This window comes from Allorhizobium sp. nf9_anc, assembly GCF_056323085.1.
The window spans coordinates 16637-38534 of sequence record NZ_JBWHZM010000003.1 but is presented as its reverse complement, the minus strand read 5'-3'; the positions used below and the strand labels follow the sequence as shown (position 1 = coordinate 38534).

26 protein-coding genes and 1 pseudogene are annotated in these 21898 nt (G+C 56.6%); 14 read left to right on the top strand and 13 right to left on the bottom strand.

Features of this window, described 5'->3' with window-relative positions; genetic code table 11:
• Positions 1-40: 40 nt before the first annotated feature.
• A complete protein-coding gene (locus tag AC02Y0_RS23645) occupies positions 41-1783 on the bottom strand; it encodes an SLC13 family permease (RefSeq protein WP_476384494.1) in 1743 nt (580 codons plus the stop codon).
• A gap of 143 nt (positions 1784-1926) precedes the next feature.
• Between AC02Y0_RS23645 and AC02Y0_RS23640 the strand changes: the two genes are divergently transcribed.
• Entirely contained in the window at positions 1927-2514 is a 588-nt protein-coding gene (locus tag AC02Y0_RS23640; RefSeq protein WP_476384493.1) for an alpha/beta fold hydrolase, read from the top strand.
• Between the two features lie 22 nt (positions 2515-2536).
• On the opposite strand, the gene AC02Y0_RS23635 is transcribed toward AC02Y0_RS23640, so the two are convergent.
• Entirely contained in the window at positions 2537-2962 is a 426-nt protein-coding gene (locus AC02Y0_RS23635) for an ATP-binding cassette domain-containing protein (RefSeq protein ID WP_476384492.1), read from the bottom strand.
• A 202-nt stretch (positions 2963-3164) separates the two neighbouring features.
• Here AC02Y0_RS23635 and AC02Y0_RS23630 point away from each other — a divergent pair.
• Positions 3165-3392 (top strand): annotated as a pseudogene (locus AC02Y0_RS23630) (tyrosine-type recombinase/integrase); the annotation flags it as partial.
• Positions 3393-3612: 220 nt separating this feature from the next.
• On the opposite strand, the gene AC02Y0_RS23625 reads toward AC02Y0_RS23630, so the two are convergent.
• Genes AC02Y0_RS23625 through AC02Y0_RS23615 form a run of 3 tightly spaced genes read right to left on the bottom strand, consistent with a single transcriptional unit; the run spans position 3613 to position 7213 of the window.
• Positions 3613-5748 (bottom strand): TonB-dependent siderophore receptor, encoded by a 2136-nt coding sequence (locus tag AC02Y0_RS23625; RefSeq protein ID WP_476384491.1) that lies wholly within the window; start codon positions 5746-5748, stop codon positions 3613-3615.
• A gap of 47 nt (positions 5749-5795) precedes the next feature.
• Positions 5796-6344: a hypothetical protein gene (locus tag AC02Y0_RS23620; RefSeq protein ID WP_476384490.1), complete on the bottom strand. Its 549-nt coding sequence runs from the start codon at positions 6342-6344 to the stop codon at positions 5796-5798.
• 44 nt (positions 6345-6388) lie between these two features.
• Positions 6389-7213: a DJ-1/PfpI family protein gene (locus AC02Y0_RS23615; RefSeq protein WP_476384489.1), complete on the bottom strand. Its 825-nt coding sequence runs from the start codon at positions 7211-7213 to the stop codon at positions 6389-6391.
• A gap of 117 nt (positions 7214-7330) precedes the next feature.
• Here AC02Y0_RS23615 and AC02Y0_RS23610 point away from each other — a divergent pair, with 117 nt between their 5' ends.
• The 3 genes from AC02Y0_RS23610 to AC02Y0_RS23600 all read left to right on the top strand — a co-directional run bounded on the left by AC02Y0_RS23610 (position 7331) and on the right by AC02Y0_RS23600 (position 9678).
• The gene (locus AC02Y0_RS23610; RefSeq protein ID WP_476384488.1) at positions 7331-8290 is read left to right on the top strand and encodes a GlxA family transcriptional regulator; all 960 of its coding nucleotides are present in this window, start codon (positions 7331-7333) and stop codon (positions 8288-8290) included.
• Positions 8291-8522: 232 nt separating this feature from the next.
• The gene (locus AC02Y0_RS23605; protein WP_476384487.1) at positions 8523-9077 is read left to right on the top strand and encodes a recombinase family protein; all 555 of its coding nucleotides are present in this window, start codon (positions 8523-8525) and stop codon (positions 9075-9077) included.
• 88 nt (positions 9078-9165) lie between these two features.
• On the top strand, positions 9166-9678 hold the full coding sequence (locus AC02Y0_RS23600) for a P-loop NTPase family protein (RefSeq protein ID WP_476384486.1): 513 nt from the start codon (positions 9166-9168) through the stop codon (positions 9676-9678).
• Between the two features lie 142 nt (positions 9679-9820).
• Here the strand turns inward: AC02Y0_RS23600 and AC02Y0_RS23595 are convergent, their stop codons facing one another.
• On the bottom strand, positions 9821-10513 hold the full coding sequence (locus AC02Y0_RS23595; protein WP_476384485.1) for a DUF4336 domain-containing protein: 693 nt from the start codon (positions 10511-10513) through the stop codon (positions 9821-9823).
• 54 nt (positions 10514-10567) lie between these two features.
• Between AC02Y0_RS23595 and AC02Y0_RS23590 the strand changes: the two genes are divergently transcribed.
• The gene (locus AC02Y0_RS23590) at positions 10568-11173 is read left to right on the top strand and encodes a TetR/AcrR family transcriptional regulator (RefSeq protein ID WP_476384484.1); all 606 of its coding nucleotides are present in this window, start codon (positions 10568-10570) and stop codon (positions 11171-11173) included.
• A gap of 18 nt (positions 11174-11191) precedes the next feature.
• Here AC02Y0_RS23590 and AC02Y0_RS23585 read toward each other — a convergent pair whose 3' ends face one another.
• Positions 11192-11635, bottom strand: coding sequence for a GNAT family N-acetyltransferase (locus AC02Y0_RS23585; protein ID WP_476384483.1), 444 nt, complete (start codon positions 11633-11635; stop codon positions 11192-11194).
• Positions 11636-12036: 401 nt separating this feature from the next.
• On the opposite strand from AC02Y0_RS23585, the gene AC02Y0_RS23580 reads away from it, so the two are divergent.
• Positions 12037-12318: a hypothetical protein gene (locus tag AC02Y0_RS23580; RefSeq protein WP_476384482.1), complete on the top strand. Its 282-nt coding sequence runs from the start codon at positions 12037-12039 to the stop codon at positions 12316-12318.
• Between the two features lie 24 nt (positions 12319-12342).
• Here AC02Y0_RS23580 and AC02Y0_RS23575 read toward each other — a convergent pair whose 3' ends face one another.
• The 6 genes from AC02Y0_RS23575 to AC02Y0_RS23550 are packed head-to-tail and all read right to left on the bottom strand — an operon-like array spanning position 12343 to position 15611.
• The gene (locus AC02Y0_RS23575; protein ID WP_476384481.1) at positions 12343-12765 is read right to left on the bottom strand and encodes a hypothetical protein; all 423 of its coding nucleotides are present in this window, start codon (positions 12763-12765) and stop codon (positions 12343-12345) included.
• 9 nt (positions 12766-12774) lie between these two features.
• Entirely contained in the window at positions 12775-13362 is a 588-nt protein-coding gene (locus tag AC02Y0_RS23570; RefSeq protein WP_476384480.1) for a hypothetical protein, read from the bottom strand.
• A 1-nt stretch (position 13363) separates the two neighbouring features.
• Positions 13364-13768 carry a hypothetical protein gene (locus tag AC02Y0_RS23565; protein WP_476384479.1) on the bottom strand — a complete coding sequence of 135 codons (405 nt, stop codon included), beginning with the start codon at positions 13766-13768 and terminating at the stop codon, positions 13364-13366.
• Positions 13769-14473 carry a thermonuclease family protein gene (locus AC02Y0_RS23560; RefSeq protein WP_476384478.1) on the bottom strand — a complete coding sequence of 235 codons (705 nt, stop codon included), beginning with the start codon at positions 14471-14473 and terminating at the stop codon, positions 13769-13771.
• The gene (locus AC02Y0_RS23555; RefSeq protein WP_112635885.1) at positions 14470-15006 is read right to left on the bottom strand and encodes a thermonuclease family protein; all 537 of its coding nucleotides are present in this window, start codon (positions 15004-15006) and stop codon (positions 14470-14472) included. Before AC02Y0_RS23555 ends, AC02Y0_RS23560 begins: the two co-directional genes overlap by 4 nt.
• Complete coding sequence (locus AC02Y0_RS23550; protein ID WP_476384477.1) at positions 15003-15611, bottom strand: hypothetical protein; 609 nt, start codon at positions 15609-15611, stop codon at positions 15003-15005. Before AC02Y0_RS23550 ends, AC02Y0_RS23555 begins: the two co-directional genes overlap by 4 nt.
• A 159-nt stretch (positions 15612-15770) precedes the next feature.
• Here AC02Y0_RS23550 and AC02Y0_RS23545 point away from each other — a divergent pair, with 159 nt between their 5' ends.
• From AC02Y0_RS23545 to AC02Y0_RS23515, 7 genes are read left to right on the top strand one after another with little or no spacing between them, the layout of a single operon-like run.
• Entirely contained in the window at positions 15771-16745 is a 975-nt protein-coding gene (locus AC02Y0_RS23545; protein ID WP_476384476.1) for a lytic transglycosylase domain-containing protein, read from the top strand.
• A 10-nt stretch (positions 16746-16755) separates the two neighbouring features.
• The gene (locus tag AC02Y0_RS23540) at positions 16756-17103 is read left to right on the top strand and encodes a TrbC/VirB2 family type IV secretion system protein (protein ID WP_476384475.1); all 348 of its coding nucleotides are present in this window, start codon (positions 16756-16758) and stop codon (positions 17101-17103) included.
• A complete protein-coding gene (locus AC02Y0_RS23535) occupies positions 17103-17402 on the top strand; it encodes a VirB3 family type IV secretion system protein (protein ID WP_081950740.1) in 300 nt (99 codons plus the stop codon). Before AC02Y0_RS23540 ends, AC02Y0_RS23535 begins: the two co-directional genes overlap by 1 nt.
• Before the next feature lie 3 nt (positions 17403-17405).
• A complete protein-coding gene (locus AC02Y0_RS23530) occupies positions 17406-19865 on the top strand; it encodes a VirB4 family type IV secretion/conjugal transfer ATPase (RefSeq protein ID WP_476384473.1) in 2460 nt (819 codons plus the stop codon).
• Complete coding sequence (locus AC02Y0_RS23525) at positions 19862-20953, top strand: lytic transglycosylase domain-containing protein (protein ID WP_476384472.1); 1092 nt, start codon at positions 19862-19864, stop codon at positions 20951-20953. Before AC02Y0_RS23530 ends, AC02Y0_RS23525 begins: the two co-directional genes overlap by 4 nt.
• A gap of 14 nt (positions 20954-20967) precedes the next feature.
• Entirely contained in the window at positions 20968-21666 is a 699-nt protein-coding gene (locus AC02Y0_RS23520; RefSeq protein WP_476384471.1) for a type IV secretion system protein, read from the top strand.
• Complete coding sequence (locus AC02Y0_RS23515; RefSeq protein ID WP_037093750.1) at positions 21659-21895, top strand: hypothetical protein; 237 nt, start codon at positions 21659-21661, stop codon at positions 21893-21895. Before AC02Y0_RS23520 ends, AC02Y0_RS23515 begins: the two co-directional genes overlap by 8 nt.
• The last annotated feature ends 3 nt before the right edge of the window (positions 21896-21898 follow it).

Here is a 21898-nt window from a genome sequence, read left to right as displayed (position 1 = left end):
TAAATGTCGAAAAAACCCCGCATTTTACGAGGTCTGATCACTATTTGAAAAAGCGTCGAAGATCGCGCCTAATTTCTTTGATTATACTCAATATTCCTCGCTCGAGCTTGCTCATCTTTGGTTTTGCCGGTCTAGGCTTTGGCTTGTTCGGTTTCGACGTCGAGATAGATGTTTTCTCATTATCAACTATCGCCTTGGGCGTCTCGACAAGCTGTTGTCTTCGGTCAGCGGTTTCGACATCTGCGTCAGTGATGGCTCGGATCGGAGAAGCGCTTTGGGGCGTCCCAATTGTGATCTTGTCATCTTTCGTACCGATATCTCGATGCGTGACTGCACCCGCGAACTGATGCGGCCACACGAAAAGAGCAAAACACACCAGGAGGCAAAGTTTGGACAAAGCAAGCGGAAGCGCCAGACGGGCGAGATCACCCTGGGTGAAGCCCGCCTCCTCGCGCGTTCCATAAATTGCCACAGGCTTCGCACTTGCCATCAGTGTCTGACAAAAGCCGCTACCCATCACCACGACAAGGATCATCAATGTTGCGTCGTGTCCCAAGCCTGCGACGGGAAGTGCCACTGCAGGAACAAGGACTGCCGCCCTTGCAGACCGGGACGCGATCAAGAGGTGCGCAGCAATTGATAAGACGGCGACAACCACGACCATCGCGGCGCTGCTCGTTGCCATGTCACCTGGCAATAGACCCATAGCTTGCTTGGCCATCCATCGATCAGCTCCAGTCTGGGTCATCGATTGTGCGATCAGGGTCGTGGCCGCCATGTAGAGAATAAGCTCGACATCAACCGCGCGGAAGACGTCTTTCGTCTTGCTGTCTGTGAACGGTCTGGTGAGGAGAACCAAAGCGCCAATAACGGCAACGAGTGCCATACCAAGCCCATGAAGCGGCTCGCTCAACCAGAGCCCGACCAACATCAACACAACTGCAAGCACGCGGTATTGACGACTGGTCATGGCACCGCTGTTTATGCCCCCCTGCAGACGTTGCAACCAGAGTTTCCGAGGTACAAACAAGAGCAGGATCAAAATGACGCCGGAGGCAGACGCAAGCAGTGCAAGAGGCGCGCCGATCGTGATCCAATCAATATAGCTCAACCGGGCGCCACCGGTTGCGACGATTGCTTCGACGGCGACGAGATGTGCGCCTGCACCGATCAATGAGCCGCCGGCGGACAAAAGGATCACAGTCGGGAACAGCAATGCCAGTGGCCGGCGAAGCTTTTCGTCAGGAAGATGCGGGACAATTGCCAGAAATACCGGAAGGAGCAGTGCCGCCCTGCCTGATGTCGACGGCAGGACGAACGCGGTGAGCGCGATAGCCAGAGCCATTGTAAAAGCAAACAATAAGAAAGCCGGACGGGCGGACAGGATCGGCGCAATCATGCGTTCTGCCAGACCGCATTCCTTCAAAACAGCTGCGATTACGAAAGCCGATAACAGCAACCATACGAGATCGGAACCCAAAACCGAGTAGAGCTGGCTTTCGCCGACGACCCCGGTGAGCACAAGCGCCACTGCACTGGCGAGGGCCACCAGGCTCTCGGGCAAGGGTGTCCCCACCCAGCCAATCAGAGCCAGCACGGTAATGATCAGCGCCATACGTGCACCAGGGGCAAGATTGTCAGGGAGCACCCAGAAACTCCAGGTCACTGCGATAGCAGCCAGCAATGGCCAAAGGATGAGAGCAGCTGCACGCCAGTCTATTCCACGACGGCCCAGAACACCGCCAGATACGTTACCAGTCAGCCTCATTGCGCCCGCGGTCATGGATCTCTCCTGTTCTGTTCACAGGCATTAACGTGCAGACAAACGTTCTATTCCCGGTCGCTCGAAAAGATCGTCATAAAACTTTCATGGAATAGGAACTGGGACCCGAACGTTTTGCCGGCAGAACCATTCGGGAGGACTTCGTGGAAAGTGCTGCACCAGACCTGCTGAGCCTTGGGGCCAAGCGGCAAGATCTCTGCCCTTGCTTAACCGTACGCAATGGCAGACGCAGAACGACCGCAAGGTTCCTACCCGCCGTTTACGAAGACGGGGTGCCTCTGGTCGCGTTGCACGGCATTTCGCGCAACGCAAAAGCCATCTGGTCCGCGTTTCAGCCTCTCGCTGCCGCACAGGGTCGAGCTTTGCTTGTGCCGCTGTTGGACAGCAAGAACTGGCCGAGCTTTCAACGCATCGACGCATGCCGTCCCGACCTGGCGCTACTCGACCTTCTGCACCGGGCCGAACTTGCACAGAGCAAAATCGAACTCTTCGGCTTTTCCGGAGGTGCCCAACTCGCCCACCGCTTTGCGATGCTGTACCCGCACAAGGTCGCACGATTGCACATTGCGGCACCTGGCTGGTTCTGCCTGCCGAGGACCGATGTCGTCTGGCCCGAGGGGCTGGGCGATACTGAACGAAGCCCCGGCAGACTGCGGCGCCCGGTCCTGCGGGTGTTGATTATGGGATGGCCCGCCCTTCCGAGGACATCGAGTATGATGTCCTTCTCTTGAAGGGAAAGGAGCCGAGCCATAATCAACAGGTGACCCAAGCTGCTGCCAGCATCGCGGTTCTTTGCCATCCACCACTCAACTCAGATAGTGGTCGATGGTGTAGATCAAATGGGACATTAAGTTCATCAAGCGCCACATCTACACGCCAGCGTTCATATTCCGCATGTTCAGCAGGGAGACCAGCCACTACCCAATCATATAGCGTTTGAGCGTGTGCCTCCTCGGGCAAATTCTGTACAACGTATCCAATACGCAATCCGCGCGCACGAACAATGTCTCCGGTGGTGGGGTCCAAACGGCCAGCTAAGCATTCGAGAAGGGTCGTCTTCCCGCGCCCGTTCGCTGCCACCAGCCCGATGCGGTCTCCTTTGGAAATTGTCAGGTTCAGATCTTTAAAAAGAGGCTCGCCAAGGGTCACGCCTAAGGCGGTTATGTTCATGATTGTCATCGAAATCTCAAGTCAAATAAAAAGTTATCGTAGCGCTGCTCTGGGCAGATCAATTCGGATGCTACCCGACATTCCCCGTGTGGCCTGCCTCTTGGTGGCATGATCGCCTGACTGTGCCGGCTGAACAAGCGTTTTTCGGCAGGAGTGGCGTCTGCGGTTGAACAAATGCCTGAAACTGGGCGAACCCGGCCGCGAAATAGCATCATCCTTCAACGACATCGTCAAGCAGCGCGCCACAATGGCTGGGTTAGACCCGGCCGAGTTTTCCGCCCACGGTCTTCGCTCAGGCTATCTGACGGAGGCTGCCAATCGCGGAATTCCGCTTCCCGAAGCCATGGAGCAATCGCGCCATCGCTCGGTGCAGCAGGCGTCGGAATATTACAATCACGCTCAACGCCGAAGCGGCAAAGCCTCCCGCCTTCTAGACTAAGGACATAATCCAACCATCTCTGTTAATCACTTGCCCCATTTCTCCTCAAAGCTGTGCATCCTGAAAAAGGTCCATCTTGTCTTTTGCCCCTCACCAGGCAACCAAATTGAGGGCTTTAGCAACGATTGCCCTGAAAGGTTCGAGCAATCGAACGAGAGTCGCCTCGAACTTGAGGCCACTCCCATAGGCAGATTGAATGCGGCACACGCAAGGTCGGAAATCAAAACCGCTGCGAAATCGTGAGAAACGCCGATCTTCCGGCTGCTGGCGCCACCCCATACGTGAGATATTGATACGGGAGATAGTATTTCTCGTCTGTCAGGTTTTTAACGACCAGGTTGGCGGAAAACCCATTCTTCTTATAGCCAACTGCTGCATCAGCCGTGACATAACTCTCTGTCTTGTAGGTATTCGACGGATTTGCGTATGCGCCTGATGCCGCATGAAGGCCAGCGCCGACCGTCCAGTTCTTAAGTGGGCCGTCCTCGCCGAATGAATAGCTGGCCCAGACGCCTCCAGAGTGACGAGGTATCATGATCAGTTTATTGCCTGCTGCGGCATCCGGGATATCCTTGGTAAGCTCAGCATCGACATAGGCATAGTTCGCAATGATCTTCCAATGATCGTCTGGCTGCCAGGTCACTTCCGCATCCACGCCACGGGATCGATCGTTGCCGATCGGCAGGAAGGTGGACAGGGTGCTAGTGTCGAGAACGGGCACATTCTCACGCTCGATCTGGAAAATCGCAGCACTCCCCGAGAAGCCGTTGTCGAATTCAAACTTCAGGCCCGCCTGATACTGCCGCGAAAATTCCGGCTGTGCCTGTTCGGAGTAGGCATAAAGCGGATTGCCTTTCATCCCTTGACCGTAGTCTGCGAAGATCGAAACCTGATCTGTGAGATCGTAGACCGCGCCGAGTTGCGGAAGAAGTTTCGTCTTGCCGGTATAGTCTTCGCCCGTGGCAGTCGAGTTCTGGTCGATTTCCACCCGAGCCAACCGCAGGCTTCCAAGGACATGCAGTCGGTCAGCGTAGGTAGATTGCAACTGTGCGAATGCACCATATGTCCGATACTGGTTGTTCTGGACTGTCGGCGCGGAGACCGGAGTGGTGAAATCGGGCCAGTTTCCCGGATTGGTGAGGTCGACCGATCCGACATAGTAGTCGAAACTGCTGGTCAAATCTTCTTTGATGCTGCTGTAGTCAGCCCCGAGTAGAAGCTTGTTTTCGAGCGCTCCGGTATCGAATTCCCCAAGCATGTGGGACGACACGGAAAACTCGTCGTAGCTATCATCTCCCATATAGTTTGCCAGAGACCATGTTGAAGACCCAAGGTCAGGGGTCGCGGAAATGAAGATCTGGGACCGCTGGGTGTAATCGTACCGTCCAAGGCGAACCTTCGTCGTACTCGACCACGTCTCATCAAACCGATGCTCAAAAGTGGCGGTGATGGATTTTGCGTCTGATGAGCTGTCCGGAACGTTCGGATTGCCGATGAAGAGGTCACGATCAATGCGAAACGGCCCTGCAACCGTGCCGTAGGTTGGCAAGCCCTGATATTCCTGCTGTTCCCACCTGGAAAGGCGAGCCTGAAGGGTCAGCTTGGTATCTTCATCTCTTGCAAACGTGATGGTCGGATTGAATGAATAGCGGTCCGTGTCGATCACATCGACGTCGGAACCCGATTTTACATATGTTCCCGTCATCCGGGAGAGAATCGTGCCCTCATTGTTGAGGGGCTGATTGATATCAAAATAGGGCGCGTAGTAGCCGTTGCTGCCGATGGTTCCGCCGATTTCCGTAAAGCGCTCGTCCGTCGGCTGTTTGGAAACGATGTTGATAATACCGCCCGGTGCGGCACCCGCTCCCCCGCCGTACAGAATTGATGACGCTCCCTTCAGCACTTCGATACGCTCGATATCGACCATGGAATTTGGATCGCCAGTATTCAGGTAGGTCGACATGCCGTCGATGTACTGGTCGGCGAGGAAGCCACGAATGTAGCTGGCGTTGTAAGCCGGCGTCTGGAGGGCAGGCTGCCCGACGGCTCCGCTGACATTTTTTAATGCTTCATTGATGGAGGTGACGCCTTGATCGTCCAGAACGCTGCGCGGCACCACCTGGACAGACTTGGGCACCTCCTTGAGCGGAACATCGGTCATAGTGGCGCTGCTCGACGTCAGCGCCCGATATCCGTCAACGTCTCCAGCCGTCGTGACGGTGATGCGGTCGGATTTGACCCCCTCGATAATTATGGGTTCAAGCATCGTCTCGGTCTGGGATTGAGCAAAGGCGATCGACGAGACCTGCGTAGTAAGGCAGGTGGTCACCAGAAACGTGACCATAAATTTGGACATGGGTGTTGTTCCGACTTTTTGATGGGATGAAGGGGATGTGCATGCGGTTACGCACGCAGCCCACGTTCTTTCGAATACACTTCGCCAAAGCTCACATGTGCCGTCGGAGGAGCACGGGGGCCATATTTTTGCTGATCACGGGGTGGTGGCTGAACAGTTTGTTCCTGTTTTGTTTCAGCGCCAGGAAGAACCAGCTTGTGATGGAGGCGAGCCGTCTCAGGTTCAACCGGTGTGATGTCGGCCACCATTTGACAGCCAGAAACGCAGCAGATGGGGAGCGTCTTTTGCTCTACCGGCGCTTTTTTATTGTCAGTCGTGGTGATGCAGAGTGGATTACCGAATGCGTCAAGATGTGACGAGTTATCGCCAGCCCTGACGGATTGGATCGCGAGCATCTGCCACAATACCAACAGGATGACAGCGAAGATGGCTATACCCCGACCACCGGCCGACACGCCGCCACGTGGAGCAGCCGGGAGCGGCTTTCTTGGGGGGTAGACTAGCGCCGACTTGCCACCAAAGATCTTGAAGCTTTGTTTTACGATGTCATCGAGACCATCAGCCAGACACGACCTTAGGAGCCGATCGGCTAACATGCGCAGAACCCGAAATGCCCCCGACCAACGCCCCATTCGATCGCCTAGAGCTTGGTTTTGGACGCCAGCGCAGCCGCCTGCTCGGAAAACCCTGCAACAATCATCATGGTAGCCTTCTTGACATTCTCCGAAGCTGTCCGCATCGATCCGGCGTTAAACGGCGGATCCGGATCGTACTCTCCCATCAATTGACAACATTCGGCATAGGTCTGATCGCGCAGTTCCGCGACCATGGACAACCCAAAATCGAGCCCAGCAGTGACGCCGGCTCCAGTGATCCGGTTCCGGTCTCGAACGACGCGAGCATCGGTAGGAATTGCGCCAAAGCCCGCAAGCGCATCGCGACACGACCAATGCGAGGTCGCTTTGTATCCCTCCAGCAAACCAGCAGCGCCAAGGATAAGGGAGCCGGAGCATACGCTGGTGATATATTTGGCGCGCTGACCGCGATCTCTGAAGAACCCAATCGTATCCGGGTCGGTTGCTGCTGTCAGCGTGCCATCCGTCCCTCCTGGGGCAAAGAGCACGGTCAAATCCTTCGGGCAGTTTTCGAATGTCGTGTCCGGAACGACAGTCATACCGGCATCGCTGGTCACCGGGTCAAGCGTCTTGGCGACGATGTGGATCTTTGCGCCCATCAGCCCGCCAAACATGCAATGTGGCCCGACCAGATCCATGATCGTCATGCCGGGGTAGACAAGCATCGCGATGACCTCGTTTCCCACCCACGGCACCTTGTTCAACTCCGGTCCCAGATCGGGAATTCCGTGATTGTGCCCTTGAACTTGCTCCTGAGCTGCGGCTGGCATTGCAGCGAAGGGGGCTAGGAGAGCGAGCTTGGTCAAGGTCCGCCGATCAATATCGATCAATTTCTGCACTCCTGAATGAATTATCACCGCAATGGCTGTTGCCGCCTTGCAAGCGCCTTTCTTGCATGTACAGGAAGGAGCCGAAATGGCATATTTCCCTCGTTTTTGGACATTGCGATGATTGCAATTCTTGTCTTCCCTGATTTTCAGCTGCTGGACGCGACAGGACCGGCAGCTGTTTTCGAACTTGCCCAGCGTTTGGCAGGGGTGAACGTGAACATCCGCATGATTGCGAAACAGCCTGGACCGGTTCGAAGCTCCTGTGGCATCGAAGTGATCGCAAGCGGTTTTCCGGGGCACGTGGAAGAGATCTCTATGCTCGTGGTCGTGGGCGGCCATGGGACCGGAGCGGTTCTAGACTGCCAAGACACGCTAGATTTCGTTCAACGGGTAGCCAGGAGCAAGCGCCAGGTCGCCAGCGTTTGTACGGGTGCCTTCGTACTCGGAGCAGCGGGGCTACTCGATGGTTATGAGGCAACCACGCACTGGTCCAGCACTCCAGAATTCTTGTCACGCTACCCCATGGTAAAGCTGAATCCGGACCGCATTTTTCTGCGTCATGACAACATCTGGACGTCCGGTGGGGTCACTGCGGGCATTGATCTGGCTCTTGCGGTCGTAGCAGAAGACTATGGAGCAGACCTAGCAAGGGAGGTCGCCCGGTATCTCGTTCTCTACCACCAGCGACCCGGAGGACAGTCTCAGTTTTCTTCACTCCTCGAGTTCAAATCAGCCGACGGCCGCTTCAGCGGCCTGCTTTCCTGGATCAGAGAAAATCTTGATAAGCGCCTAACCGTCGAAATCCTGGCGGAGAAAGCAGGCGTGAGCTCCAGACACTTCGTCAGGATTTTCAAATCGGAAACAGGATCAACACCAACGAAAGCAGTCGAGAAACTAAGGCTGGAAGTGGCGCGTGAACGCGTTCAGTCGTCCAGCGAACGGATAGAAGACATCGCGGAGAAGACTGGTTTTGGTGACGCGGAAAGAATGCGACGTGCGTTCATTCGGGCGTTCGGGAAGCCTCCACAATCTGTACGGAGGGAGGCTTTGGTCTCTACAATCAGTATTCGGCGGTGACTTAAAGGTCGGCCGCTAAAATTCTCTTTAAATAAAAAGCTGCTGATCGACGTCGCAATGGTGTGAGGCATCCTTGTTTGCCAAACAAATTGACCTGTTTAGGATTACTCCGACCAAACAGGTATACCTCCTGAGACAATCTCCGTGAGACACAAACAAGTGTATCATTTGGGTTGATTTTGAAGTAATGAGACGTCACTTATTGAAGGTCTAGAACCTAATGAGACGTTTCATGGCAATTTACGGGTATGCGCGGGTCAGCACCATCGATCAGGATCTGGCGATCCAAGAGGCGGCTCTGAAGGCGGCCGGGTGCACGGTCATCCGGGCGGAAAAGAAATCCGGATCGACCAAGCAGGATCGGAAGGAGCTTAACACGCTTCTTGAATTCATGCGCGACGGCGACAGCCTGGTCGTGACGCGGGTCGACCGGCTGGCGCGGTCAGTCGGAGATCTTCAGGATATCGTACGGCTGCTCAAGCAAAAAGGGGTGACGCTGAAGGCGACGGAACAGCCGATCGATACCAGCTCGGCGGCCGGCAAAGCCTTCCTTGATATGCTCGGCGTGTTTGCTGAGTTCGAGACGAACCTTCGCAGAGAACGACAGATGGAAGGCATCGCCGCCGCTAAAAGCAGAGGGGTCTACAAAGGCAGGAAGCCCCATGTTGATGTTGCTGAGATCCACCGACTTAAATCCGACGGGATGGGACCAACGGAAATTGCCAAGACGCTGAACATAGGTCGGGCGAGCGTGTATCGAGCCCTTAAAGAAGCCGCTTCATCGTAGGGCGAGATGGCGGCCTCGCGCCATTTGCGGACTTTAGCTTTTTGGTTTCGCTTCCCAGAATTCGATCGACTGACAGGAGAACATGCGAATGGAACATCTCCAGCGGATACTCATCTTCGGCAACGGCGGCACAGGCAAGACGTGGTTGGCAAGAGAAATCAGCGGCATCCTGCATCGACCTGCGATTCATTTTGACGACCTCCGCTGGTTGCCAGGTCAGTACGGCACTGCACGAGACAACCAACTTGTTTTCAATGAAGTCGTTGAGGCGGGGACGGCCGATCAATGGCTCATGGAGGGTGTGTATGGCTGGCTGGCTAACGCTGTCCTTCAAAGAGCCACAAGCCTCATATGGATCGATTTGCCGGAAGACGAATGCGTAGCGAATATCACGGCTAGAGGCATACAAGGAGGAGGCAGTGAGGAAAACTTCCGAGAGCTGATCGATTGGGTGCTCGAATACCGTGAGCGCGAGAACTCCTCAACCAGCTACGCGTCACATAAGAAATTGTTCGATGCGTTCATCGGGAACAAGGCGCTTCTAAAAAGCCGTACCGAAATAGACGATCACGTGGAAACCATCCGATCAATGGCGGCTTAGGGCCGACGGCCGTCATGACGCAGAAGCGCCAACACCGGACATTGTGGCTGCCGCGAAACTCCCTATTCTGCGACTTCGCAAAAGTCAGGAAAACAAGTGTCGCTTTAACTGGGATTTTTGCGACGGGCGGTGGAATCTGTCCCTAGTCATCTAACCAGCGAAACGCGCGGCGAAGGAACGCTTGCCCCTCATCGCTGATCGGCGGGCCGTGCGCTAAAATCACCTTTTCCGTAGGCCATGCCAGAATTCGCCGTAGAGATTCACGCGCGGCGTGTCGGTGGGTAAAGGCGATCCGAAATTTCCGCGGCACCGTAGGTTCAGCGGCGGTCATCAAATCCAGTCGGGCAACAAGCGCCCGCCAGCCATTGAACCATCCGCGCGGGAATTGCTGAATCAGATCGGTGAAAATCGCGGTCGCGCTCTGGCGGTGAAAGAAAACGACTTCTGTCGTGATCCAGTTGCCCCACATGATCGCGTGTTCAATCTCCCCTGCCCATGCCGCGATAGGGCCATCGCTGAAATCACCGTCGAACCTAATATCATTGCGCTTCTCCCGCAGGCCGGGCGGTGCATAGACCGTGGCGTCAGGATATGCCCGCTGCCAGTCAGCAAGGAATGTGTGATGGAGGGAGTTGGGAGGGACCAGATAGCGGACCGCCCCCAATGTCTCGACCTCGGCGCGAAGATCGTCCGTAAGCGCCGTTGGCGACCAAAGGACCAGATCGCCATTGGTCAACCTGATGATGGCCGTGCGGGTGGGATAGCGAAATCCGGCCGCCGCCGTGACCGTTGGCCCGTCCGTGATCCAGATATTCGGGCCGAACTCCTCTAGCATGGCGGCTGCCCCAAAAATGTTTACACAAGTGTAAATTTATACCATTGTGTAGATATGGCAATCCCGAAGCGAACGGAACGGTCCCGAATTCTCATCCTCGATGCTGCCGACGCGGCGTTTCGGGAGAAGGGATTTGCCGCCACTTCCGTTGAGGAAATCGCGATGAGGGCAGGCCTGACTCGCAAGACCGTGTACAACCTGTTCGCCTCGAAAGACGAAATCGCCTCGCAGCTCATAGCCCGCGTGGAAGCAAACGACGCGCCCTACCGCGATCGAATAGAGGCCGGCGGCGATGTGTTTCCCTTGCTCGAAAGCGTCTTTCTCGACAGCGCCCGCTGGTGCTTGGCGAACCCTTCGCTTGCGAAGCTGGCCCTTGCTCCGGTCGAACGGCCATCCCTTGAGCCGCCGCCCGATCGACCATCGTTCCAGCGGCTTGTCAGGGACATTCTGATACTCGGCCAACGGCAGGGTGTCATTCGCAAGGATGACGACCCCAATTTCATGGCGCTGGTTCTTCTTGGAATCTACGGGCAGGCGATGCTTTCAGTCCTCGCCGGCGGGCAGTTCACCGAGGACGAAATCAGACACATCATCCGTGTTGTCGTTGAGGGCATCGGGGAGCGTTCATCGCGGCGAGGCGTCTTGTCGCGGAAATCCTAAGACCAGCATCAGAGTGCGTTACGCACTCCGAGGCTGATGATAAATGGCGACCAGCAACCCATCTGCATCGGGCTCGGTCAAAATTTGAAAGCCACAACGGCGACAGGTTCCTATGCTGGCAGCGTTGTTGGGGGCTATACGTCCTTCCAGTATCGCGTAGGCTGTTCCGGGCCCCGACAGAAACGCCGTGAGTGCCGCCGTTCCAAATCCTTGCCCTCTGAGACTCGGATCTACTGCCAGGTCGAGACATCCTTTGTCTGAATCTTCTCGATCGACCTGCATAAGGGCAATGATCCTGCCTGCGTAAAGCGCCACCCAACAGCTAGCATCCGCACCAGCGGTCACATAGGCAAACCATTCATCGGTCGGGAATGACAGCCGGCGCGACAGCTCCGCGTCCTCAAACCATATGCGGAGGACCTGAAGGTCATTGCGAGCAAGAGGGCGAAAAATGATCTGCATCTGTTTCTGCAACAATCCAGCGCGTTACCCAACATGTAGAGCGTATCCTGAATGGCAGCAAAACCAGAAATCTCACCACCATTTACCCGACGGCCTGTGACCGCAATGGGCCGAAAGGCGACTTCACTCAACGCACTTAGAGGGGAGAAAGGCGCTCTGCCCTCTCTCCCCCACAAGCACTAAACCGGTCTCCCCATGCTTCGGCCTGCGGCCTGCAGCACCGGCCGCATTTCCATGAAATCCGTCTCGGCCCTCCGGGTGGGTGATCCCCCTCCGGTTTAGCGCTTGTCCCCCTCTCTCCAGCTGTTCCGCACGAGCTCGGGAGCAGGAGCGGGGCTCCTGCCCTCCCTTCGATTTCGGGAGGTCAAGGAGTGGTCGCTTGCGCTTGTGGAGAGGGAAAGATGACAGAAAAGCTTGAGCTGCAACCCAACGAGCCATTGTCCGTGAAGGTCGAACGTCACCGGACCTTCTACCTGGCGGCCATCAACGGCGGGGGCGGCGCTGACATGGATCAAGAAGCGAAGGCACGTATGGATATCATCGGGCACGCGCCGTCAGATCCGGGTGAGAGAAATCAGAAGCTGCTTTACGTGGCAGGGTATCTGATTGCCTCCAAGGGAAGCCTAAACCCTGAGGAAATGGAGCTTCTTTTTTCAGGCTCCATCTCACTGCCGGGGCCTTGACGAGCAACAGGCATCTGGCCGAGATCAGTAGTTGGTGGCAACCCACTCGCCGGACGCTGACTTGACAAATCCAATGACGCGATCGAGAGGAGCTGCATTAGGATTCCTCTTGATAACCGCTACGCATGACACGCCTGGGCCACTGCCGTTCTCGTCACACTCTCCCAAGGCAAGGGTCACATCGGCTTCGCCGCGGCCTGTTCTCAGAGGGTTGCGGGCATATGCTTTACGATATGCGGCAAGGGCCTCTTCCTCTGTCGGCTCATCGAGCACAGGGGCCGGAGGTTCGGGAATTAAGGAGGGATTGGCTGCGATGAGGGCCGCGATCTCCGCGTCAGTGGGAGCCCGAACAACCGGCTCGGGCTCCGGCATGATGAGGTAAGTACCGCCTGCACCTGCGAGAATGCCGATGCCGGCGGCGGCTACGATGAGAATGTTGCTGTTCATGTGATCCACTCAGTCATTCAGGTTGAACCAAGCACGCTGCTTGACGCCCTTATCGTTCGGAATGTCGAAGTAATAGGGATCGGCGCGGCGAGGGCGAGGCTGAGTGATCTGCACCATGCAGCCATTGTCTCGGTTGAAAACATCATTGTCGTTGTTCTGGTTGATCTGCCGGATCGTAACACCCTTGCGCTCGTTGTCGCGTTTGTCACCAAATTGAGTGCGGAAGGCGGCACGGTTGCTGCACTGGTTGAGGGTCTTCGTGCACTGATCCTTGTCATCTCGGCCCAAGAACGACCGATCCCCGTCGGTGCGGGAGGAAACGGCGGTCATGCCGGCAGGGCATTCCTCGTAAGGTTCATAGCCGGGTTTTCCGGCTTTTGCTTCATGGCAGATCGGCCAGGAGAAGCCGGGCTTCGCCATAGCTGATATGAGCCTTTTCATCGGGGGAACGCAGTAGGGGACGCCATGCCAGGACGGGCTTTGTGAGGCTGCGCACAAGAGAATCTGGCAACCCCATGAGGCATCTTCGGCCTTGGCAGAAGCTTGAGACATGGCAAGAGCCGCGAGACCGGCTACGGCAAAAATCACTGGTTTCATATTAGGTGTCCCTCTTGATCAATGCTGCTGAAATTGCCGGCTCGGAAAGGAGCCTTTCGAACGGAATCCTGTGTTGGATGCGTTCGCCCGCAGCGTAGATGACAGCCGAAATCAGGGCGAAGGACGCAAACCAGGAAATGCCGATGCGATAGAGCAGTGGCTGGTTGGGGATATCCCGAGAAACGGCGGCGAAGGCGAAGAGCCCGACCAGGTAGCTGTCGAACGACAAATGGCGCTTGTCGTGGAAGGCCAGCGACAGAATGAGAAGGGAAATCGCAAGCGGCGCGTGGATCCACCAGAGTTTTTGCGCCGGGATGATCAGGGCGATCGAAAGGGGGATGGCAAGCAGCAAGCCAGCCAAGGGATCCGTTGCGAGAGAGGTCGCAATATGTGCGAGGTCTGGCAACTATCGGTCTGTCCTCTTCGGCTTGTTTCGCGCATCAGCAAAAGGAGGAGAGATCTCGCTTTTCCGCTCGGCCAGTAGATTGAAGTCGGCAATCGGATTCCGATCTAGCGTCTTGTCGACGGCTTTGCGGCGCCATTCGTTCATGTCCAAGACGTAGGTCCCCCACATCCCATACCGGGCGGCCATAGCGTTGGTCTGATAGGCGTAATACTGGGCGTTGATGTAAGGGGAATCGAGACGAGCCCAACCGACGCGCAGCATTTCTGCGGCGAGATCCACACCGTTAGTCGTGCATTGTGCGACGGGTATGCCATCGTTCGCGTAGGCCAAACCGACGCAAGTTGTGGGCCTGTTTCCGACAGTCCTCTTCAGCCAAGCCTTGGCGAAGGGACCGCAAGGGACAGGGGTTGGAGCTTGTTGCTTGTCCCGGTTGATCCACTTTGGGTTCAAAGCCCATTGGGGAAGCTCGCAGGTGTCGATGCCAGCCAACCTAACTTTATAGCCATTGCCAAGCATGCCGAACCACAGCGTGCGGCCGTCGAGAACGGCCACAGGGCCTTTGAATGTCGGCAACCGAACAGCTGCAGCAACGGGAGGCGCAGCCTGGCCACGTAATGCGTGCCAGTTCTGATAGATAGGATCGGCTGCCAACGCCGGCAGAGCCAAAGAACTTGCGGCGATAGCAATGATAAGGCGGCTTCTCATGGCTGGGTGCTCCTCGATCGTTGGTTCGCCTCACGACTAAGCAGGATAGAAGGATGCTGAACGTCGGAGAATTGCCAAAGGCCGGCCTTCTTTTGCTGAGCGAGCTGCTCGGCTATCGCGTAAGGGGCATGATAAGGGAGACCGTCTGTCTTCAAGGCGGCGAATGCATAGCCGCTCGTCACCATGACCTGCGCGAGGTCGAGACGTTGACTGCCAACCGTGGCGTAACAAACGACATATGAGATGCCATTAAGCTTCGCCACGGGCGCACATATCGGTTTGGTATCCTTGATATAGGCCGCCAACATCGCGAGCGATGCCTCACCGCAATCTTGTCTATTGCCCTGACCATCCGTGTAGGCAGTGCCGCGCAAGCAGGACTGGATGCCGTAGAGACGAAACCGTTCTCCATTCGAGATCCAGGTGTCCCCCGTTTCCAAGGTAATGCCGGGAGCAAGATCGAAGTACCCTTCAGGTGCGGCATTGGCGGCAAAGGGCAGTAGGGTCGCGACGAGTGCAGCGGCAAGCTTCATTGCGCCTTCACCCGGGGATCGGCCCACATCCCGAAGGAGCCCTTCTGCCCGATCTCCTGAGCTTCCGTAAGATCCGGACGTTCGAATGAGCCATCGGCTTTCTTAGTCAGACGAACCGCTCCCAACGACAGAAGCTGCTCCTCAAGATTATCAACCGTGTCCATTGCTCCAGGATAATTATAGTAGCCGTAGCAAGTGACATCCTGAACGGGGGCAGTCTGCTCGCTGATGAAGGCCCTGCAGAACAGAACCTTGGGGCTCTGCAGCATCGTTTGCAGCTGCTGCGTACCAAACTCCTCGCAAGTCCCGGAATAGTCCTCCGCGCGATTGACCAGATCGCCGTTGCAGGGCTGAACGCCATACAGATGTAACGTTGTCGATTCATCGACGCGAAACTCAGTCGCCGAGATAGCCTTGAAGCCATTGGCCGTAGCGTAACCTTTGCGGTCAGCGACTTTGCCGGTCCCGTCGTAATACTCGACGACAAGAACCGTCTTGCCCGGCGCCGCCAGCGACCTGATGTAGTCCTTGTTCACCACAGGAGCGGCAAGCGCTTGTGTTGCCAATGCGCAACTTAGAAGCGCGGGAATGATGGCCTGTTTCATAATCTAGCCCTAACCATCCGTAGTGCGATTGTTGACCCTGCAAAATAGGGTTTAACACCGATCAGAAAACTTGTAAGAGTGCATCAAATCGGTATCATGTGTGCATTAACTCTAGTCGGTTTTCGTGGCGATCACAACACCGTTTGACGGGCGGGTGCGATGGATAAAAACACTGTCTATGCAGGGTATCTAGGCCCGCGAACCCTGACTAGCGCAGCATTATCCGTGCTGCTCGCTGCCAATACAGCTGCGTCACAAGACCTAGCCACGTCAGGGCGTAATTCCAGCAATTACAACGGTTCTGTGACAGTCAACGAGGAATCTCTTGTCACAAACTTCGAAGATCGCTGGAGCGGTGGCGAGACATCAGAGAAGGAATTCGTCCTTGGTGCAAACGGTGTTGTCACGAAGGGCGGAGCCGAAGGTTTTGGCGTAACAGCGCCGAACGACGCGGGCGCCAAAGGGCATCAAATTGATGCGGCTGTCAGCGCGTATTTTGATGTCTCAGAGCGCGCCACAGGCCGCATTGATCCTGTCCAAACTCCAACTCTAGACACTACATCTATTGATACCCCCGAAAATCTAGGGGCCGGAACTCTCGTTGAAGAGTGCGGGCCGTCGCCCCTGTTACCTGACGAGATTAAAGCGCTGGTTGCATCTACCGCGCGTCGATACAGCGTCGATGAGGGCTTCGCGGTTGCGATTGCCTGGGCCGAAAGCCGCTTCGATGAGATCCGCAATTCACCGAAAGGCGCACGCGGACCAATGCAGCTTATCCCGGCAACCGCGGCTCGCTTCGGGGTTCAGGATATCTGCGACCCTGCCCAGAACATCGAGGGCGGGGTGAAGTACTTGCGCTTCCTCCTCGATGAGTTCCAGAACCCGCTTCTCGTTGCGGCTGCGTACAACAGCGGCGAGGGGCGCATCTACGAGTATGGCGGCGTCCCCCCGTTCCAAGAAACCGTCGGCTATGTCGCAAAGGTCGTGAATTTCCAGCTTGGCCTACCGATGCCAACCGGCAAACGGAAGGCGAACGGGATCGGCCGAGACATGGGGGCAAAGAACACCAGCGATGCCGGACTCATCGCTGTGGAGAAGACCGGCAAGTTCGTCGGCGGCGTGATGCATTTTTAAGGAGAGAACTATGAGACATGTCGTTTCCCGGCATTCCGGGGCATTGAAGGCAGTAGCCGTCATTGGCTTGGTGGCAGCCCTGCAAGTTGCAGGCGCTCACCAAGCGCTTGCACAGGCAAGCGGTGGCGGCGGCGGTGCATTCGCCCCCCTTCAGACAGCCGTGCAGATGATCGTTGACTTCATCACCGGCCCCTTCGGACGTCTGATGGCAATCATCGCCGTGATTGGCCTCGGCTTCCTTGCCTTTGCCGGCAGGCTCTCGTGGTTCACGGCTGGAGCCGTCGTCATTGGCATCGGTCTCGTGTTCGGCGCCCCTGCCATCGTTGACCAGATGATTTCGTCGGTAGGCGGCGGCTGATGAGCGATTTTCAGGACGAGAAGCCAGCTTTGACGCCGTTGGTGATCGGCTTGACCCGTTCTCCGACGCTATGGGGCGTGCCCTACATGGCGGTCGTCCTGATCATCGGCGTGACCATCATTGGGTGGCTGGTGACGAACCATCTGGCGGCACTGCTGATCGCGCCAGCCGCCTACCTTGTCCTTTTCTCGCTTTGTGCCTGGGACAGCAAGATTCTCGACGTCCTGCAGGTCACATCCCGCAAGACGCCAAGGACGCCCAACAAGCGCTTTTGGGGCACCAACTCATACGGACCATAGTAGATGCTGAAAGTCGTCAAGGAAGAGCTTGGGTTTGGGAAGGTCGCCGGCAACGAGCGGCCTATGTCCGTTCACATCCCCTACATGCGGCATGTGTCTGACACGGTCATCGGGCTCGAGAATGGAACCCTGATCAGCGTCATCAAGCTCAATGGCCTGTTCTTCCAGACGGAGGACCAAGCCGAGCTGAACATGCGTTCTGTCGTCCAGAACACGATGATCCGGGCCCTGGGTTCAAGCCGCTATTCCCTTTGGTCGACCGTAATCCGGCGTGAAGTCGAGACCGAAATCGGCGGTTCGTTCGATTCATCCTTCTGCGAGATCCTGAACGATCGCTACATGGACCAGCTCCGCAAGAAGCGGATGTTCACGAACGAAATCTACCTGACGATCGTGCGTTCGGGCATGAAAGGGGCGCTGGGCCTCGGGGACTCCCTGAAGCGGATATTTGAACGCTCGAACAAAGAGGCCAGGGCTCAAGCAACCCGTGAAGATGTGACGGACCTCGAAGAGTTGGTTGGGAACATCGTGAAGGAGTTGCACAAGTACGGCGCTAAGCCGCTTGGCATCACTTATCGCAAGAAATCCGACGATACCGCGAAGAAGGACATCGATGGAGAAGAGGGCAAGGGCGATCCGTATTCTGAGCCCTGCGAGTTCTTCAACACGATCCTGACTTGCGGTGTGCCGCGAAAGATGCGGCTTCCGCGCATGGGTATCCGCAACTACGTCGGCACTTCACGGCTGCATTTTTCAAAGCGGACGATGCAGGCACAAGCGGCGGTGGAAGAAGATAGCCGCTATGCCGCCCTTCTATCGATCAAGGAATACCCTCCATTCACTGGTCCCGGCATGTTGGACGGGTTGCTGCAGGTGAACCATGAGTTCATCCTGACACAGTCTTTCACCCTTGCAGACAAGCCGATCGCACAAGAGCGGATCAGCCGCCTTCAACGACAAATCAAGGCCTCCGACGAATCGGGTAGCTCTGTCGAATCCGACATCGATTATGCTTTGAACAGCCTCCTCAATCAGGAGGCTGTATTCGGCTTCCATCATTTTTCGCTTCTGTGCATTTCAAGGGATCTGGAAAGCCTGAGCCGCTGCGTCTCCGAACTTGGCGCGTGCCTCACCGACATGAACATCAATTGGCTTCGGGAAGATCTTAACCTTGAAGCAGCGTTTTGGGCGCAGCTGCCGGGAAACCGCTCCTACATCTCCCGCATCGCCATGCTGTCGAGCGCCAACTTCTCCGGCCTCTCCTCGATGCATAATTTCGCGACTGGACAAGCGGATCGTACCCATTGGGGCCTGCCGATCACCATTCTGGAAACGACCTCACAAACCCCCTACTGGTTCAACTTCCACCGTCGAGATATCGGGCACTTCACGGTGACTGGTCCTACAGGATCCGGCAAGACCGTGGGTTTGACCTTCCTCCTGGCTCAAGCGATGCGAGTTTCACCCACGCCTCGAGCCGTGTTCTTCGACAAGGACCGGGGGGCTGAGATCTTCGTCAGAGCGATCGGTGGAGCCTATGAGGTTCTGTCTCCGGGAACGCCCACGGGCTTCAACCCGCTGCAACTGGAGAACACCGGCGAGAACCGGGAGTTTCTGGTTCGTCTGCTCAAGGCCATGTTGCGCGGTGAACGTCGCACCGACTTCACGCAAGAGGACGAGGACACCTTGGAAAAGGCAATCGTCCGGATCATGCAAGAGCCGGCAGCTCAGCGAAATCTCCCCAATCTTGCCGGTCTCCTAATGGGGCGGTCTAAGGCCGACGCCAACGATCTATACTCTCGGCTTCGGCCTTGGATAGAAGGCGAAAAGGCCTGGCTGTTCAACGCGCCCCATGACGTCCTGTCCTTCTCGGGTCACAGCGTCTTTGGCTTTGATATGACCAACATCCTTGGAAACGAGGAGTTGCGAACCCCTGCGCTGATGTACCTATACCACCGGCTGGATGAGCTGCTGGACGGCAACCCCGTCATGTTCTTCATGGATGAAGGCTGGCAGCTGCTGATGGACGACACGTTCAGCGCCTTCATCGTCGATAAGATGAAGACGATCCGCAAGCTCAACGGCATCGTGGGCTTTGGTACGCAGTCGGCCGCTGACATCACCAAATCCAAAGCCTCGCACACGCTCATTGAGCAGTCGGCCACCAACATCCACTTCCCGAACCCACGGGCTGACGAAGAGAGCTACATCAAGCGCTTCGGCCTGACGGTGAAGGAGTTCAAGTTCATCAAGAACACGCCTCCCGAAAAGAGAACCTTCCTGATCAAGCACGGCAATGACTCTGTCATCGCGCGCCTCGATCTGTCGACAATGCCGGATCTCGTGAAGGTGCTTTCAGGGCGCAAGGAGACGATCGAGGAGTGCGCCGCACTTCGCGAGCAGTACGGAGACGAACCCGAAAACTGGTTGGCGAAATTCTGCGAATGGGAGAAGGCCGAATGAGGAACAGTCCGACCCTGACGCTGCTTGTGGCAGCCTTGGCATGGGGAACAGCGCTGCCCGCCTCCTCGCAGGTTCCTGTCACGGATGGCGCCCTTACGTCCACCGATGCGGTGCGCAATGAAACGACCAAGCAGATCGAGGAAACGGACGGTCGCCGGCATTCGGTGAGCAAAAGTGTCACCTGCTCGATGTATCGGCCAGGGCGGGGAGGTGACGCTCCCTCGGCCGCACAAGCCAATCCGGAGATTGTCGGCCTCGTGAAGCGCGTGGCGCGCGAGGAAGGTGTAGACGAAACACTCTTCATGTCTCTCGTCTACCAGGAGAGCCGGTTCAATCCGTGCGCGAAGTCGCCAGTCGGCGCTATGGGCTTGTCCCAGCTGATGCCGGGCACGGCCAAGGATCTTGGCGTCAATCCTCATGACATCGAGGATAATCTTCGCGGCGGCGCACGCTACCTGAAGCAACAGCTCCGCACCTTCAACGGCAATACGAACCTCGCGCTAGCCGCATACAATGCGGGGCCAGGCAACGTCCGGAAGTATGGCGGCATCCCTCCCTTCAAGGAAACGCAGGGATATGTTGCCGCGATCAGAGGCAAGTGGATGCCACAATTCGGCGGCTCCGACGTCTCGAACATCCCTGAAAACTTTGGTGGGGGGACTGCTGGTTTCACGGGAGCTCGAGACGCGACCCTTAACTCGATGGCGACCAGCCAATCAATTTCTAAGAATAGCGGAAACATCGCTTCTTGGCTTCAGCAGCTCGGTCAGATGGATAGCGGGACCATCCAAGACAGTTGGGACCATAACTCGGGCGCCCGCAACGCCAACCTGGAAATGATGAACCAGGTCATACGGCTCGGCACGACGATGGCAGAGCTTATGAACTCGCAGAACGCACTCGACCTTGGCGAAATCTCGGGGTCTTCGCGGTCCAGCGACTACAAGCGGGACGAGAAGGAAGACGATCGCGAGGTAGCCGACCTCTGCGACAAGGAACTGCAGCTTGAGTGGAATCCGGAGGAACAGGCCTGCGTTCGAAAACTCGAACCAGAGGCTGACATGAAGCTGATGTTGAGCGCCGAATGACAAGGAGAACGGCCATGGAAAGAGCATTTCTGACTGCGTTTTCGCTAGCGATGGCGTCTACTGCGCATGCACAGGTTCCCGTGATCGACAGCGCCAACCTGAAGATTGCAACGGAAACCTCTCAGACGACCGATCAGATCCTGGATACGAACAAGGAGGTTCTGAAGACGGTAGAAGAGACGCTTAATGCCGTCACGGGGGATCGCGGGAGCGTTTCAAATCCCATGCAGAACCTCGCCGTTGGTCAAGGGTTCAGCGTTTCTCAGATGCCGTCACTCGACAGCCTCATGCAGGGCGGAGTCCCGAACTTCGGCAGCATGGGCGGTGACATCGGCCAGATTGCCACCACCTTCATCAACGGTCTTCAGCTAGTAAAGAACTTGTCTGGCAAGGCGGACAGCACGTTCTCCGGCGACAAGTCCTACGAAGAGATGATGAAGACCGTCCTTGGAGTTGCTGCCCTAGTCACCGGCTCGCAACAGGCCGTTCAGTCGCGAACACAGGCATTCCAGCAGGCAGGTCAGCAGATCGGCCAGGCTGAAGACATCAAAGGGTCTATCGATCAGAACACGCAGCTGCAGGTTCAAACCGGCCTGACGATCAACGAAATGATTGGTGTGATGAATGGGGCGGTCGGCTCCCTGCAGGCTCAAAACCAGCGCCGCCTTGTCGACATCTCCAATACCAAGAAGGCGCTGACCTACGGTGACTAAGACATTTCGAGTGAAAGGCTTTGTGCTCCTCTCCGTTCTGGTTGCTGCCGGCGTAACTGGCTGCGCCGGTGCTCCGAAAGAGAAGACTGCACCATGCAAAAGGCCGGCAAACCTCACATCCTACGCCGAGGATCCGCGACAGGAATGTGGCCCAATGACCAGCGTGAATGGCAACCCATCGGAAGCGCTGGCGGCGATCGACGCTTTCGCTGCAAGCGGAGAGCAGTGACCC

What these genes read in the sequence shown, in the direction of transcription:
- AC02Y0_RS23645 (WP_476384494.1), bottom strand. Translation starts at nt 1,783, where the DNA reads ATGACCGCGGGCGCAATGAGGCTGACTGGTAACGTATCTGGCGGTGTT.
- AC02Y0_RS23540 (WP_476384475.1), top strand. Translation starts at nt 16,756, where the DNA reads ATGAGACATGTCGTTTCCCGGCATTCCGGGGCATTGAAGGCAGTAGCC.
- AC02Y0_RS23625 (WP_476384491.1), bottom strand. Translation starts at nt 5,748, where the DNA reads ATGTCCAAATTTATGGTCACGTTTCTGGTGACCACCTGCCTTACTACG.
- AC02Y0_RS23570 (WP_476384480.1), bottom strand. Translation starts at nt 13,362, where the DNA reads ATGAAACCAGTGATTTTTGCCGTAGCCGGTCTCGCGGCTCTTGCCATG.
- AC02Y0_RS23555 (WP_112635885.1), bottom strand. Translation starts at nt 15,006, where the DNA reads ATGAAGCTTGCCGCTGCACTCGTCGCGACCCTACTGCCCTTTGCCGCC.
- AC02Y0_RS23520 (WP_476384471.1), top strand. Translation starts at nt 20,968, where the DNA reads ATGGAAAGAGCATTTCTGACTGCGTTTTCGCTAGCGATGGCGTCTACT.
- AC02Y0_RS23530 (WP_476384473.1), top strand. Translation starts at nt 17,406, where the DNA reads ATGCTGAAAGTCGTCAAGGAAGAGCTTGGGTTTGGGAAGGTCGCCGGC.
- AC02Y0_RS23580 (WP_476384482.1), top strand. Translation starts at nt 12,037, where the DNA reads ATGACAGAAAAGCTTGAGCTGCAACCCAACGAGCCATTGTCCGTGAAG.
- AC02Y0_RS23610 (WP_476384488.1), top strand. Translation starts at nt 7,331, where the DNA reads ATGATTGCAATTCTTGTCTTCCCTGATTTTCAGCTGCTGGACGCGACA.
- AC02Y0_RS23545 (WP_476384476.1), top strand. Translation starts at nt 15,771, where the DNA reads ATGGATAAAAACACTGTCTATGCAGGGTATCTAGGCCCGCGAACCCTG.
- AC02Y0_RS23595 (WP_476384485.1), bottom strand. Translation starts at nt 10,513, where the DNA reads ATGCTAGAGGAGTTCGGCCCGAATATCTGGATCACGGACGGGCCAACG.
- AC02Y0_RS23535 (WP_081950740.1), top strand. Translation starts at nt 17,103, where the DNA reads ATGAGCGATTTTCAGGACGAGAAGCCAGCTTTGACGCCGTTGGTGATC.
- AC02Y0_RS23585 (WP_476384483.1), bottom strand. Translation starts at nt 11,635, where the DNA reads ATGCAGATCATTTTTCGCCCTCTTGCTCGCAATGACCTTCAGGTCCTC.
- AC02Y0_RS23560 (WP_476384478.1), bottom strand. Translation starts at nt 14,473, where the DNA reads ATGAGAAGCCGCCTTATCATTGCTATCGCCGCAAGTTCTTTGGCTCTG.
- AC02Y0_RS23525 (WP_476384472.1), top strand. Translation starts at nt 19,862, where the DNA reads ATGAGGAACAGTCCGACCCTGACGCTGCTTGTGGCAGCCTTGGCATGG.
- AC02Y0_RS23635 (WP_476384492.1), bottom strand. Translation starts at nt 2,962, where the DNA reads ATGACAATCATGAACATAACCGCCTTAGGCGTGACCCTTGGCGAGCCT.
- AC02Y0_RS23620 (WP_476384490.1), bottom strand. Translation starts at nt 6,344, where the DNA reads ATGTTAGCCGATCGGCTCCTAAGGTCGTGTCTGGCTGATGGTCTCGAT.
- AC02Y0_RS23600 (WP_476384486.1), top strand. Translation starts at nt 9,166, where the DNA reads ATGGAACATCTCCAGCGGATACTCATCTTCGGCAACGGCGGCACAGGC.
- AC02Y0_RS23590 (WP_476384484.1), top strand. Translation starts at nt 10,568, where the DNA reads ATGGCAATCCCGAAGCGAACGGAACGGTCCCGAATTCTCATCCTCGAT.
- AC02Y0_RS23605 (WP_476384487.1), top strand. Translation starts at nt 8,523, where the DNA reads ATGGCAATTTACGGGTATGCGCGGGTCAGCACCATCGATCAGGATCTG.
- AC02Y0_RS23550 (WP_476384477.1), bottom strand. Translation starts at nt 15,611, where the DNA reads ATGAAACAGGCCATCATTCCCGCGCTTCTAAGTTGCGCATTGGCAACA.
- AC02Y0_RS23575 (WP_476384481.1), bottom strand. Translation starts at nt 12,765, where the DNA reads ATGAACAGCAACATTCTCATCGTAGCCGCCGCCGGCATCGGCATTCTC.